Consider the following 14245-nt stretch of genomic DNA (forward strand, 5'->3'; position numbering starts at 1 on the left):
TTAGACAAAGTGAAAGAGTCGGTCAGATCAACTGCACTTCAGGGAAACCGCTAATGAGGGAACGCAATAGCGAAATATCCATCATGATTTCATATTTATCGTCGCGATGGTTCCGGCGAATAGCTTGCTTACTTGGAACTTTGCTGCTGCTGAGCTTAGCGGGCTGTGCAGGCGATAGGTCTATCTTAGACCCTGCTGGGCCTGCTGCGCGAGACGTGAGGCTAATTTGGTGGGTAATGCTTGGGTTTGCCACCGTTGTGCTGATCGTGGTGACAGCACTTTGGCTTTACGCCTTTAAACCAAGAAGCGTGCTGCGTACACCTGCCCAGGAGCGCCGCATCGCTCGTCGCTGGATTGTTGGTGGCGGCATCATGTTGCCAGTGGCCACTATTACCGCGCTATTACTGTTTGGCGTGCCCGCCGGGCAGCGAATGCTAACGCTACCCATGGGTGAGCCGCCAGAGGTCATTGAGGTGATTGGTCATCAGTGGTGGTGGGAAGTGCGCTATCCCGGCGCTGAAGGTGGTGAGGTTGTTACCGCTAATCAACTGGTGATGCCTGCAGGTGAGCCAGTGGATTTTCACGTCAGCGGTGCTGATGTGATTCATGCATTTTGGGTGCCTCGGCTGGGGGGGAAAATAGATATGTTGCCGGGCCGCGTAAATAAAATTCGTTTACAAGCCGATGAGCCCGCGGTGTTTGGTGCGCAGTGTGCCGAACTTTGCGGCGTGGGCCACGCCCATATGCAGTTGCATGTGGAGGCCTTGCCGCGCAGCGAGTTCGAGGCATGGTTAACTGCAAGACAAGAGTCGGCGCTTAGCGAACTGTCCGTTGCCGATGCTACCTACGACGACGCGCGTGATGCCTTTATGACACATTGTGCCCGCTGCCACCAAGTAGCGGGCGTTAGTCAGGGAGGCATCGGTCCAACGCTTTCAGATGTGGGCGGTCGCGCCACGCTAGGAGCAGGGGTGATTGCCATGGAAGAGGGAGCTGTTAGTCACTGGTTGCAGCATCACCAAACGCTAAAGCCAGGCAATAAGATGCCTACCCACAGTGATATTGAAACGGACACCTTGGATGCCCTGGGTGCTTGGCTGGAGGCCTTGTCACCATGAAAAGTGTCAATCAAGAAGCCATTGAGCATGACCCGCAGCAATTGCATGAGGACTTGCACACCATTTGGGGTAACCCCAAAGGTTTAAGATCCCTAACTATCGTCAACCATACCACGCTCGGCCTGCGTTTTATGGTCACAGGGATGGTGTTTTTCCTGATTGGCGGCATTTTGGCAATGCTGGTGCGAACCCAGTTAGCGATGCCCGACCAAAACTTTATGTCGCCAGATATTTATAATCAGGTCACCACCATGCATGGCACGGTGATGATGTTTCTGTTCGCTATTCCTATGCTGGAAGGGCTGGCGATTTACCTGATCCCAAAGATGATCGGTGCCCGCGACCTGGTCTGCCCTCGGCTAACGTCACTTGGTTATTTCTGCTATTTATTTGGCGGGATTATTCTTACTTCCAGCCTGATTATTGAAATGGCGCCTTCTAGCGGTTGGTTTATGTACACCCCGCTTAGTAGTAAAGAGTTCGCGCCTGATCTGGGCTCTGATTTTTGGCTGTTGGGAATCACGTTTGTGGAAATTTCCGCAGTGTCTGCGGGTGTAGAGTTGGTAGTGTCAATACTGCGTACTCGCACTCAGGGCATGGCACTGCATAAAATGCCGTTGTTCGCTTGGTATATCTTGGCCATGGCGCTGATGATCGTGGTGGGGTTTCCGCCGTTGATTCTTGGCAGCGTATTACTGGAACTTGAGCGCGCCGTTGGTATGCCGTTTTTCCAGATTGCGGGAGGTGGTGATCCCTTACTGTGGCAGCATCTGTTTTGGCTATTTGGTCATCCTGAGGTGTACATCATCTTTCTACCGGCAGCGGGCATTGTTTCCACGCTAATACCGGTTTTTGCCGGGCGGCCTATTGTCGGTTATGGGTGGGTGGTAGCTGCCATCGCTATTATGGGCTTTATCAGTTTTGGGCTTTGGGTACACCACATGTTTACAGTGGGCATCCCACAGCTCGCTCAGGCATTTTTCTCGGCGGCTAGCATGCTGGTGGCGGTGCCAACGGCGATTCAAGTATTTGTTTGGCTGGCTACCTTGTGGCTGGGTAAACCTAAAATGAAACTACCCATGCTTTGGGTAATGGGCTTTTTGATTATTTTCGTTTGCGGTGGCTTAACCGGGGTGATGCTAGCGCTGGTGCCGTTTAACTGGCAGGTGCACGATACCCACTTTGTGGTGGCCCACATGCACTATGTATTGGTGGGTGGCATGTTCTTCCCATTGATTGCAGGGCTTTACTACTGGTTGCCGCTATTTTCCGGACGTATGCCGTCTGAAAACCTTGGGCGCTGGGGGTTCTGGCTAACCTTTTTAGGCTTTAACGGTACGTTTCTGATTATGCATTGGACGGGCCTTTTAGGAATGCCCAGACGTGTTTATACCTACGAGGCTGGCTCTGGGTGGGAAATTTATAACCTGCTCTCATCCGTCAGTAGCTTTGTGTTATCGGCGGGTATTGCCATGGTGTTGCTGGATATCGCACTGCACTTCCGGTTTGGTAAACCCGCCAAACACAATCCATGGAACGCCGATACGCTGGAATGGGCTAACACGATGCCCCCAAGCGCTTATAACTTTGTCAGCTTGCCTACTGTAGAAACGCGGCATCCGTTGTGGGATGACCCGAATTTGCCGCATACCATGGCGAAAGGCATGCACGGCTTGGCGGTGGCTTCCCACGGTAGGCGTGAAATGTGGGGTACTGATCCGATTACTGGCAAAGTACGTGAAATCATTCACCTGCCTGGTAACTCCTGGTGGCCGCTGTTTGCCGCGGCAGCGCTGGCAGTGGTATGCATTAGTTTATTAACCCGTGTCTATGCGCTAGCGGGCATCTTTGTAGTGATTGCTGGCGTGTTTCTACTGCGCTGGTCGTGGGAGAACGGTGCACATCCGAATGCAGCTCCTGATGCAGGCGTAAAGCCAGGCGATCCGCCGCTTCATTCACGCACGATGGATGGCCCTGGGCTTTGGGCAATGGCGGTGTTTTTAATTGCCAACGGTTCGTTCTTTCTTTCCTATCTGTTTGGCTGGTTTTATCTATGGACTGTTTCGCCTGAGTGGCAAATGCCAGATATACCGCCGCTGTCTCTGCTGATAATGAGCATAGCTGGGGGGGCGGTTTTAGCTGGGTGTGTGGTGATAGAGAAGCTGGTGCGCGGGCTGCGTCAGCAACGTGATGCAGGTTTAAGAGCAAGTTTCTATTTAGCCGCTGCGTTAGGCGCGCTTCAAGTGGGGCTGGCTGGCTGGGCGCTTTGGCGAGCCGATCTTTCACCGACTCAGACAACCCACGATGCGGTAATGCTGGTGGGGCTTGTTTACGCGCTTTTTCATGGTGGCCTAGCGGTTATTTTAACGGTGTTACAAGGCATGCGCGTTGGTTATGGCTACGTGGGTGCGCATGCACCGTTTGAACCTGCCGTAGTGGCACTACTCTGGCGCTATAACGTGGTCACATTCTGGTTGTTAGTTGGGGCGTTGGCGATACTGCCTCGGATGATAGGAGGGTAATGGTGATGGTACTGACACGACTACATTTTACTCATCCCATCCACTTAATTATCGGACTAACGCTATGGAGCCTATGGTTTGTGGCGGTTTATAGCGGCCTTTCAGTAGCCTGTGCCGTTGCGCCACCACCACCTGAAGCGGGGGCGCTTACAGGTCTTAATGCCGCGCTAGGTGGTGTTAGTTTCATTACTGCCCTGGGGCTTGTGGCACTTTCCTGGGGTAGTTGCCAAGTGGCGAAGCAGCATGAAGGACGCCAGCGTTTTCATGCCACTGTCTCTGCGTGGCTGTATTTGTTTTCCGCTTTCGGTGTGGTGTTTGCGGGTATGCCGATTATCAGTGTGCCGCCTTGCCTATAAGTCATAGCGCCTACGTTAATTCGATGCCAGAAGACGAAAAAACTTCTAGCCATAACACTCCCCTCTACACCCTGCATGGTATGTGGTGTACCAGCTGTGCTCTGGCGGTAGAAGGCGCGCTAACACGTCTGCCTGGGGTCATCGACGCTAGCGTTCACTACCCCACGGCAACTGTGTGGGTGAAAGGTGAGCGAAACTCAGTCGATCTGACGGAGCTTGCGCCGGTAGTCAAACGGTTAGGCTATCGGCTAACTGAATTAGAAGCCGTTGATGATGCCCATGAACGTCTTGAGCAAGAGAGCCGCTACCTTACTTTGCGGTTGTTAGTAGGCGCGGCATTCGGTATGTGGACCATGTTGGCCTCATTGCTTATTTATGTGGGAGCGTTACCGAGCGCATCGATAGAGCAAGTGGTGGCCTGGATATCGGGTGCCTTTGCACTGCCCGTAGTGGTGTATTCGGGCTTGCCGTTTTACCGAGCGGGCTGGCGCACGTTACTTGCCAAACGTCCAGGGATGGATGTGCTGGTTAGCCTTGGCGCGATCGGTGCAGTGAGTGTGTCGATTGGGTTGTTGTGGCGCGGCTCGGTGGAGGTGTATTTCGATACGGCGGTTATGCTGATAGTGCTGTTGCTTATTGGGCGACTGGTAGAAACGCTGTGCCGCCACCGTGGGCTAAAAGCGTTAGATGCACTGGCGTTGCCAGATGCGGCTATAAGCGCTTGGCAAAAGGGTGACTGGGTCTTACTGCCTGTCAATGATGTAGTCGCGGGTATGCGCGTTAAGCTAGCGCCGGGGGAATTAGTGACGCTAGATGGCATTCTTGATGCTCCCGGATGGATTGATACCGCCTCACTAACCGGTGAAAGCTTGCCACGTTACTTCAATGCAGGGCAGAGAGTGTACGCTGGCTGTCGTTACCTAGGTGCTACGCCACTGGTAATGCAGGTCACAGCGGGGGCTGGTAAACGCCGATTGGATCGACTACGTCATGAAATGCGCCGCTATCAAGCCCAAAAAGGTGAACTGCAGAAACTAGCCGACCGTTTTGCCGCCTGGTTAAGTCCTTTAGCATTAGCGCTCTCGCTAGTGACGTTGATCGGTGCGCTACTCGTTGGGTTGGGGTGGGAGGATGCACTGGTGCGCTCACTCTCAGTGCTCGTGGTGGCATGTCCCTGTGCCGTTGGGCTGGCGGTGCCTTTGGCTAGTCTTGCAGGTAACGGCCAGGCTCTGCAGCAAGGTATTGCACTGCGCGACCCCGCCGCGCTAGAGATCTTGGCGCGTATTCATTCAGTAGCGCTGGATAAAACCGGAACCTTAACAACGGGGAGCCATGGGGTGCTTCACTGGCAAGTACGCGATGGCATTGATAAACACACGTTGCAGCACAAGCTCACCAGCGCCGTTGCTGGGAGCGAACACCCGTTGGCACAAGCATTGGCGCGCTGGTCGGGTGGCGACAATAACCAGCGCTCTAAACCATATAAGGTTGATGAATTCCCCGGAGAAGGTCGCCGTGTATGGCTCACAAATCGTCAATATTTGATGGTAGGCAGCGTTCGTTGGCTGGCGCGACAGCAAGTTGATGTGCCTTCCCAGGCAGCAGATGGCACGCTAGCGTCTGCTTCTCAAGTCATGCTGGCGGATGAGTCAGGCTGGCTAGCGACGTTCTATCTGACTGATCAACCCGTAGACGATGCGGAGCAAAGCGTGAAGCGATTGCTCGCGTCAGGTTATCTGGTCGCAATGATCAGCGGTGATCGACAGGGCGCGGTTAGTTGGCTGGGTAAACGTATTGGGCTTCCAAGTGAAGCGTGCTATGCCCAGCGCTCACCGGAAGCCAAGGCACGGCTATTATGCGGGTTACCATCGCCAACACTTTTTGTAGGAGATGGCGTAAACGATACGCTAAGCATGGCGGCAGCAGACGTTAGCATTGCCCCACTGAGTGCCAGCGAAGCTGCTCGTGAGGGAGCATCCGCCCAGTTAATGTCGCCAGGGGTCGGAGGGGTAGTAAAACTGCTCAACATCGCCAAGCGTACGCGGCGCGTTATGGAGCAAAATCTTTTCTTTTCAGCTCTTTATAACACCTTGGCACTTGGCGTGGTGGTGGTTATGGCTATTCCGCCATTAATAGCAGTACTCGCCATGGCCATAAGTTCGCTCAGCGTGACGCTTAACGCCGCACGATTAGCATGGTCAGAGCTGGAACAATGAATCAGTGTTTAAGCGTAACCAAGAGACTGCTTTAGCCGTTCCGCATGAGTAGCAACCCAGCGAGGATCTATCGCCCCCCAGTCCCGTATCTGATAGTGGCCAATATTATGGCGCTGACCTTCGCCTTTCTCGAATACGCACTCGATATCCAGCTCCGCAAGTGAGCTGATAGTGTCCTGCGCAGTACGACGAGGCATACCGGTGGCTTCGATTAACGCTGGTACGTTTGCGACGCCTTGCTCAATTAAATGCGCCACATACAAGCGGCGGTAGAAGCTTGATTTGGTCTTGCTAAGCGAGGTCATTGGGTTTCCTTTTGCGGGAAGCTGCTAGATCAAGAGGCTTAGCTTAAATGAATAAATCCCCTTGCGCCCGTGGTGGACGAAAGTCGCGGGTGTTCAGACCCTGTTCGGTGCGTGGCTGCATGTTCCACTGGCGGCTGGCGCGATGAAAGCGCTGGGCGATCAAGTCAGCAAATACACCTTCGCCACGAAAGCGTGTGCCAAATTGCGCATCATAATTTTTGCCGCTTCGGCATTGGCGAATTAGGCTCATTACCTTAGCGGCTCGCTCGGGGTAGTGGGCTTGTAGCCATGCTTCAAACATCGGTGCGACTTCATGGGGCAGGCGCAGCAGCATCCACGTTGCGGTGCGCGCGCCAGCCCGGCTGGCCGCTTCTAGAATGCGCTCAATTTCGTGATCAGTAAGGCCAGGAATAATCGGTGAGACCAACGTACCCACTGGAATACCTGCGGTGTTGAGCTCGCGAATCACTTTTAAGCGCGCTTGAGGTGAGGCCGCACGGGGTTCCAAGGTACGCTTTAGGTTGGCATCCAGGCTTGTCAGGCTAACAAACACCCGCACTAACCGGTGCTCGGCCATCTCTGCGAGCAGGTCTAAATCCCGCAGTATTAGTGTACTTTTTGTGACTAGGGTGACCGGATGCCTGCATGCCAGTAGTAATTCTAGTAAACGACGAGTTGTTTGGTATTTCGCTTCCAACGGCTGATAGCAGTCGGTGTTGCCGGAAAGGTTGATAGGGCGGCATACATAATGAGGGTGGCTAAGCTCGTCTGTTAAGTGCTCAACTAATCCTGTGCGGGCGATCAACCTGGTTTCAAAGTCCAGCCCCGGTGATAAATCCCAATAAGCGTGGGAAGGGCGAGCGTAGCAGTAAATGCAGCCATGCTCGCAGCCGCGATATGGATTGAGTGAGCGGTCAAAGGGTAAATCCGGTGAACGGTTCCATGAAAGCGCACTCTTGCTGGCCTCCTCGCGTACCTCTGTTGCAAGTGAAGCAGTGGCCTCCTCATGCCACCAGCCATCATCCTCTACCACGCTGCAAGTTGGTGCGAAACGGTTATGTGGGTCGTAGGTCGCACCGCGCCCTTTGTACACGGTAGCGCTAGAAGGGGAAGAAGCCATTAGTTGCCACCTCTGCACGGTCGATAATTACCATATACTGTATATATGGCTATATATACAGTATATGGCGTTTAACGCTATGCGCAAGGTATGGCTTGGTGAGTTAACGAAGCCAGCCGAACGCGTGACTGGGTATTTTCATCGCTGGCGTTGAGTTTAAACCTAAGTACAACCTCGGTTAACCGCTCAGCTTCATGTTCTAAATGAGTCGCAGAAGTGCTGGCTTGCTCCACCATGGCAGCATTCTGCTGAGTCGTTTGTTCCATTTCACCAACAGCACTATTAACTTCGTTGATGCCGATACGTTGCTCCTCGCTAGCCACCGCGATCTCATCCATTAGGGTAGTAACACGCTTAACGGATTCCATAATGGCGACCATGGACTCACTGGCTAGATCCGCTTGTTGCGTGCCTGTTTCTATCTGGCTTACTGACGTTGCAATCAATTGACGGATATCCGCCGCGGCATCAGCGCTGCGTGTTGCCAGCAGGCGAACTTCACTGGCTACCACGGCAAACCCCCGACCATGTTCACCTGCTCGGGCTGCTTCAACGGATGCATTGAGCGCCAAAATATTGGTCTGAAAAGCGATTGAGTTAATTAGGCCAATTATGTCGGTAATCTGTTGCGAGCTATGACGTATCTCATGCATTTTACTAACCACATGAGTCACCACATCACCACCTTGCTGTGCATTATGCGCAGCTTCTTGAGCAACACGGTTAGCTTGGGCTGCGTTGTCACTGTTGCGTTCCATGGTGGCCGTCATTTCTTCAATGCTGGAGGCAGTTTGTGTTAATGAAGCCGACTGACGCTCGGTTCGCGAGGCGAGATCTTGGTTGCCTAACGCAATTTCCCGCGCACTGGCAAAGACCTCTTCACTGCTATGGCGCACGGTTGCCACCGTTTCCAACAGGTCTTTTTGCATGTTGCGTAGCGAGTTGAAGAGAATGCCGATTTCATTTCGTCCATGCACTTCAATTTCTCTAGAAAGATCGCCTTTAGCAATATGTTGAAAATGCTCGTTGATACGCTGCATTGGGCGAATTAAGTTGACGCTTACGCCCCAGTAGACAATGGCGGTAATGATTAATGCGATGATGAATACAGTAACGATAGTTGAATTAGCTAAGTTCACCACTGAAGAGAAGTTATCCAAACGTTTATTACCTTCTTCTTCTACGGTATGAAAAAAATTGACGGCGTCTTTATAAAAGGTGGCATAGGCATCATGGGTACCATTGCGCAAGCGTTGATAGCTAGTAGTGTCCCCTTGGTAAAGCGAGTCAAGTTGAGGAAGTAGCTGGTTGCTCATCATGTTATTGAAGCTACTATCTATTTCACGAATGAAGTGCTCATGAGAAGGGTTGAACGATAAAGAAAGAAATTCAGCGAACACATTGCCTGCGTTTTCAAGCAGGTTGCGTATTTCGTCAGCTTGTTGACGTCTCTCCACTGTCGACAGAGAGGAGGGGGCTTCGAGTAACTCTTCGTACAAACGGCCCATTTGTAAACGTACATTTTGTATCGACGAATTGGTTCTGTTAAGTGTCGATTGTTGGTTGACATTGACGTTGGTAAATTGCTCGATACTTTCCTGGCTATGATTGACCGCGTAGAGGCCAGTGCCACTAAGCAGTAACAGTAGTATTAAAAATGAGCATAAAACAAGTGACCAGCTCATTCTCATTGTCAGATTGTTTAAGCGATGCATGTGTCATCCTGTTCGCATGTTTATCAAGTGCCGTGATAAAAAAATAGAACTGCCGGGCTAGCGGCAGTTCCAAAACGTCGAACCTACGTTGATTTAATACTGTTTTAAAGATTGGCGATGTTGCTGATTAGCACATTATTAGTCAGCATGAACGCTGCGTTGGCTAAGGTTATCACCCTGGTTATTGGCTTCTTCCTTCGTGTTTTTATCTTCGTTAGCAATCTTTTCTCTTTCTTTTGCCTCATCTGAAAGAGATTTTTTGGGTAGGACGATATTCAGCGTGAAAGCTGTAATGGCAGCCACAACGATGGGGGCACCACCAATCAAGTCTCTTAATACCGCAGGAAACTGCTCAATTGCCGTTGGTTCAGCAGCGATTCCTAAGCTTAGTGCTAGGGAAAGGCCAACAATGGTCATGTTACGTGCAGACATCTCATCTTTAACCAGCAATTGGATGCCGGTCATGGTGATCATGCCAAACACGGTAATTGTTGCACCACCTAGAACGGGGTAAGGAATCGTCGTGATCATCGCGCCGAATTTCGGACTAAGGCCCGCTAAAATCATAAAGATACCTGCCAGCGCTAGTACGTACCGGCTAATTACCTTGGTCATGGCTACGATGCCAACATTCTGGCTGAACGTTGAGGTGGGCAGGGCACCGAAGAAAGAGCTAATGGTAGTGGTTAAACCATTGCCGAGTAGGCCGCCGGTAAGCTCTTTTGTTTTTAGCTCACGGTTCATGCCGCCAACGGTCGTGGCAGATAAATCACCAATGGTCTGAACAGAATTGATAATACAAATGACGACCATCGAAGCAATAGCTGCTGCGTGAAACTCCATTTCAAATGGCATTACTTTGGGAACGGCTATCCAGGATGCATTGGCTACGTTGTCGAAACTAACCAAACCCAGCGATAGGGAAAGTAAATAGCCCACCACAATGCCCACAATAATGGCTGAGAGCTTAATCACCCCTTTACCAAACTGAGCGGCAATCAAAACAGTGAGCAGCGTAACCACCGCGACGATCCAATTAATGGGGTCACCAAAATTGGCAGCATTGACGTTTCCACTGCCCGCCATATAGCGAATAGCGATGTCATATAGCGATAGACCGATTACCAATACCACTGTTCCTGCCACGACAGGGGGGAACAGGTGGCGAATATATTGGATGAAGTAGCCCACCACGACCATGGTCATACCGCCAATCAACTGGGCGCCAAGTATTCCTTCAATCCCATATTGAGCGCCAACCGCCACAAGTGTCGGCACGTAGGCAAAGCCGACACCAAAGATAGCAGGTAAGCGCGCACCGAATTTCCACACACCGTATAGATGGAATACGGTGCAGACACCGGATGCCAGCACCGCTATCTGGATAAGCAGGAGCTTTTCTTCGACGCTCGCGCCAACGACTCCGGCAACGATAATAGGCGGTGTTATCACGCCAGCAATCATGGCCAGCAGGTGCTGTAGAGAAAGCGGTAGCACCTTTAGAAATTTAGGTTTTCCATAAAAATCAAAGAGGGAGGTGCTCTTTCCATCTATTCGCGCTCGCTCTTCCGACGAGGCAATTGCGTCACTCATAAGGGACTCTCCATTGTTGTTGTATTCAATGATTTAAAATTATTGTTCATTTTTGAAGTTAATACTGTACACAAAAAAACTGCTGAAAATAAATAATTTCGCCCTGTTTATGCTCATCTATTTGGCTAATAGCGATTCTTGATAGGGCAAATAGCATGATGATTTCTCTGCTACGCTCATCAGTATTGTTATTTAAGTTTTTGATTTTTAAATTTTTTCAGGTTTCTCTTTCCAGGGGACTCCTATGTTTGCATGCCTGATTGTCGCCTAGGAAAGAAAACCTGAGCAGCTAAGGTGGCGTCAAAATTTTGGCGCTGGACAGGGTGAACAACGCTTCCTGATAAAAATGTATACAAAAATTCTTTGAAATGTGTCGATTTTTTATATAAAAATGTAGTCATCGGACTCTGGGCTATGCCAAGTCTTACCCGCTGTTGAGCTGCTTATTATTAGTAAGGCATTGGGAAAAGCAGGGTAATAGCCCTAATTACATTAATAAAATATAGGAGAAAACAATGGGTTACGTGACAACTCATGTGTTAGACACTGCGCAAGGCTGCCCAGGCGAGGGAGTTAAAATTGATCTGTACCGTGTCGTTAAAGGTGAACGCAGCTTCCTTAAAACGGTAATCACCAATGATGATGGCCGCTGTGACCATCCCCTATTAGATGGCGCTGAGCTACAAGAAGGGGAGTACGAGTTGGAATTTCATGCGGGCGATTACTTCGCCAGTCGGGCTGGCCGCGTTGCGAATGATAACGAGCCTGCCTTTTTAAATGTGATACCGCTTCGCTTCGGGGTCAATGACGCCACACAGCACTATCACGTGCCACTGTTGCTATCGCCCTATGCCTACTCAACGTATCGCGGCAGCTAAAGAGTCTTGATAAATAGCCCTGATAAAAATAGCCCTGATAAACAAACTAACGCTGCCGACTAACAACAAACAAATGAGGCGAGGAAGCCGACATGCTGTCCTACTTAATTGATTTTTCTAATTTTATGCTTCGCTGGCTACACGTTATTGCCGCGATTGCCTGGATTGGTGAGTCTATCTACTTTGTCATGCTAGATAACGGCTTAAAATCCCCCAAAGATGAAAACTGCCGCAAAAAAGGCGTGTTTGGTGAGATGTGGGCCGTGCACGGTGGCGGCTTCTATCACAATCAGAAATATGCCACCAGCCCGGAAAAGCTGCCTGATGACCTCCACTGGTCTTTCTGGAAGGCTTATACCACTTGGTTATCTGGCTTCGCTTTATTCATTATTTTGTACATGTTTAATCCTGGCTTTTATTTGGTTAATCCCAATAGTAGTTGGGAGTGGGCTGCCAATATGACGGGCTGGCAGGCCAATGTTTTGGCGCTGACCTTTTTGTTATTGGGTTGGGTGGTTTACAACGAAATGTGTAAGCGCATCAGCCCCAACATGGAGCGCGATGGCCTATTAAGTATTGGTGTTGCGATCATGATGGTGGTGGTGGCGTACTTGAGTACTCAAATGTTCTCAGGTCGGGCCGCATTTCTATTGACCGGGGCTGTTATGGCAACGGCGATGTCAGCCAACGTGTTCTTTTGGATCATTCCTGGGCAGCGCCGCATTGTTAAAGCGATGAAAGCAGGCGAAACGCCAAATCCGTTAGACGGCAAACGTGGTAAGCAACGTTCGGTACACAATACGTACTTTACGTTACCCGTTGTCTTATTAATGATCAGTAATCACTACTCTTTCGCCTACTCTCATGCCCATGCCTGGGTCATCATGGCGTTGCTGATTTTTGCGGGTGCATTAATTCGTCAGTACTTCGTGTTGATGCACGCTGGAAAAATACAGCCTGGCTATCCGGCAGCAGGTGTCCTCTTGATTATGGTGGCGTTTTGGATAGGGATGCCCGCTAATCAACAGACTAATGCTGGTTCAGAAAGCGTGCCGGACATTACCGACGTGCAAGCAGTCATTGAACAGCGCTGTGTTGCGTGCCATGCCCAGTCGCCAACGCAGCCCGGTTTTTCTGCACCTCCTGCTGGCTTTGCGTATGACAACCTTGACCAAATCGTTCGTCAAAAGGAGAGCATTCAGCAAGTGGTGGCCAGTGGTTACATGCCCCTTGGCAACATGACCAATATGACAGATGAAGAGCGCGCGTTGATTGGAGAGTGGTCTGAGTAACTAGCTCGCTCGTTGTTATGTCAGCAGCTAGCACTTCGAGCAGGAGTGATAGCTGCTGTCTCAACGGAGTTCCTCAACGAATGCGCAAGGTTACTTTGTAGCCGTAATGACAATCGGCCAATGGTAGGTTTGCGCAGGCGTTGGGGTTTTCACGTTATCTCAATAATGCCAATAACGAAGTGAGTTAACCCGCCATGAGTAATAAGGAAAAAAAGCATTTAATTCCCGCGCTTGAACGAGGGCTAACGATTTTAATGGAGCTCAATCGTCATCATCGTGAGATGAGTTTTGCCGAGATCGTTAAACGCGTTGGCTATCCCCAGTCGACGTCGTATCGGGCAGTACAGACCTTGGAGCATATGGGGTTTCTTCGTCATCACCCGGTAACTGGGTTGTATTCACTGGGCGTTAACGTGCTAAAGCTGGGCTTTGAATATGTGGCCTCATTAGATGTTGTGCAGGTAGGTCATCCGGTTATTGAGTCGCTATGTGAGCAGACCGGCTGCTCAAGTCACATTGCCGTTCGGGATGGAAGGGATGCCGTTTACGTGGCCCGTGTGGGCGCCACTAACGCCACGATTCGTCGCGTTAGTGTAGGAACACGGATTCCGCTGCACTGTACTTCATTAGGGCGACTGCTTCTGACAGATCTCTCAAAAGAGGAATTTGAATCGCTCTATCCTGATGATCAACTGCTTAATAAAGAACTCGGTGCACCCATCCGGCGTGATGTTCTGTGGGACTTAGTTCAGGAAGACCGTCAGCGTGGTTATGTCATTGCAGATTCTTACTATCACTTTGGTATTTCATCGATCGCCTACCCGCTCTATAACCATGATGGGGTAGTAGAGGGCGTCGTTAGTATTATGGTGCCTGTGCATGAATTTGCAGAGGATGAGCGAACCAAATTGCAAACGTTGGTGCAAGAGGCCGCGAGAACAATATCCGACATGCTAGGACACGACCAAGCCCTTGCGAAACGCGATGATTAAGTGTTGTAGGCGGCAATAGCACGCTGCGCGCAGGGGTTAAATCTACAAAATTTTTACCACTGTATGGACTGGATGCAAAAGCACCGGTCCGATTGGCATGCCTGTTTTTACTAATACCGAGAGCGCTCCGTTAGCAAC

Annotated in this window: 11 protein-coding genes; 7 read left to right on the forward strand and 4 right to left on the reverse strand. The window is 50.7% G+C overall.

Translation table 11 applies throughout. The features are described 5' to 3' along the window. The first annotated feature begins 53 nt into the window (after positions 1 to 53). The 4 genes from coxB to K1Y77_RS06395 are packed head-to-tail and all read left to right on the forward strand — an operon-like array spanning position 54 to position 6212. Positions 54 to 1118, forward strand: coding sequence for a cytochrome c oxidase subunit II (gene coxB, locus K1Y77_RS06380; protein WP_264018452.1), 1065 nt, complete (start codon positions 54 to 56; stop codon positions 1116 to 1118). Next, the gene (gene ctaD / locus K1Y77_RS06385; RefSeq protein WP_030068951.1) at positions 1115 to 3640 is read left to right on the forward strand and encodes a cytochrome c oxidase subunit I; all 2526 of its coding nucleotides are present in this window, start codon (positions 1115 to 1117) and stop codon (positions 3638 to 3640) included. The genes coxB and ctaD overlap by 4 nt, the downstream gene beginning before the upstream one ends. Then, positions 3640 to 3996, forward strand: coding sequence for a hypothetical protein (locus tag K1Y77_RS06390; protein WP_264018450.1), 357 nt, complete (start codon positions 3640 to 3642; stop codon positions 3994 to 3996). Before ctaD ends, K1Y77_RS06390 begins: the two co-directional genes overlap by 1 nt. A gap of 23 nt (positions 3997 to 4019) precedes the next feature. Further along, positions 4020 to 6212, forward strand: a complete 2193-nt coding sequence (locus K1Y77_RS06395) for a heavy metal translocating P-type ATPase (RefSeq protein WP_264430895.1) — start codon at positions 4020 to 4022, stop codon at positions 6210 to 6212. An 8-nt stretch (positions 6213 to 6220) separates the two neighbouring features. Here the strand turns inward: K1Y77_RS06395 and K1Y77_RS06400 are convergent, their stop codons facing one another. From K1Y77_RS06400 to K1Y77_RS06415, 4 genes are all read right to left on the reverse strand, one after another. Beyond that, positions 6221 to 6517, reverse strand: a complete 297-nt coding sequence (locus K1Y77_RS06400; protein WP_030068959.1) for a winged helix-turn-helix domain-containing protein — start codon at positions 6515 to 6517, stop codon at positions 6221 to 6223. 43 nt (positions 6518 to 6560) lie between these two features. Beyond that, the gene (locus K1Y77_RS06405; RefSeq protein WP_264430896.1) at positions 6561 to 7637 is read right to left on the reverse strand and encodes a PA0069 family radical SAM protein; all 1077 of its coding nucleotides are present in this window, start codon (positions 7635 to 7637) and stop codon (positions 6561 to 6563) included. A 77-nt stretch (positions 7638 to 7714) separates the two neighbouring features. Further along, positions 7715 to 9352 carry a methyl-accepting chemotaxis protein gene (locus K1Y77_RS06410; RefSeq protein WP_264430898.1) on the reverse strand — a complete coding sequence of 546 codons (1638 nt, stop codon included), beginning with the start codon at positions 9350 to 9352 and terminating at the stop codon, positions 7715 to 7717. 138 nt (positions 9353 to 9490) lie between these two features. Then, on the reverse strand, positions 9491 to 10945 hold the full coding sequence (locus tag K1Y77_RS06415; RefSeq protein WP_264430900.1) for a uracil-xanthine permease family protein: 1455 nt from the start codon (positions 10943 to 10945) through the stop codon (positions 9491 to 9493). Between the two features lie 515 nt (positions 10946 to 11460). On the opposite strand from K1Y77_RS06415, the gene uraH reads away from it, so the two are divergent. The 3 genes from uraH to K1Y77_RS06430 all read left to right on the forward strand — a co-directional run bounded on the left by uraH (position 11461) and on the right by K1Y77_RS06430 (position 14107). Then, on the forward strand, positions 11461 to 11823 hold the full coding sequence (gene uraH, locus K1Y77_RS06420; RefSeq protein ID WP_264430901.1) for a hydroxyisourate hydrolase: 363 nt from the start codon (positions 11461 to 11463) through the stop codon (positions 11821 to 11823). A 92-nt stretch (positions 11824 to 11915) separates the two neighbouring features. Next, positions 11916 to 13115 (forward strand): urate hydroxylase PuuD, encoded by a 1200-nt coding sequence (locus tag K1Y77_RS06425; protein ID WP_264430903.1) that lies wholly within the window; start codon positions 11916 to 11918, stop codon positions 13113 to 13115. A 194-nt stretch (positions 13116 to 13309) separates the two neighbouring features. Beyond that, entirely contained in the window at positions 13310 to 14107 is a 798-nt protein-coding gene (locus K1Y77_RS06430) for an IclR family transcriptional regulator (RefSeq protein ID WP_264430904.1), read from the forward strand. The last annotated feature ends 138 nt before the right edge of the window (positions 14108 to 14245 follow it).

This window comes from Halomonas qaidamensis, assembly GCF_025917315.1.
GTDB classification, from domain to species: domain Bacteria; phylum Pseudomonadota; class Gammaproteobacteria; order Pseudomonadales; family Halomonadaceae; genus Vreelandella; species Vreelandella qaidamensis.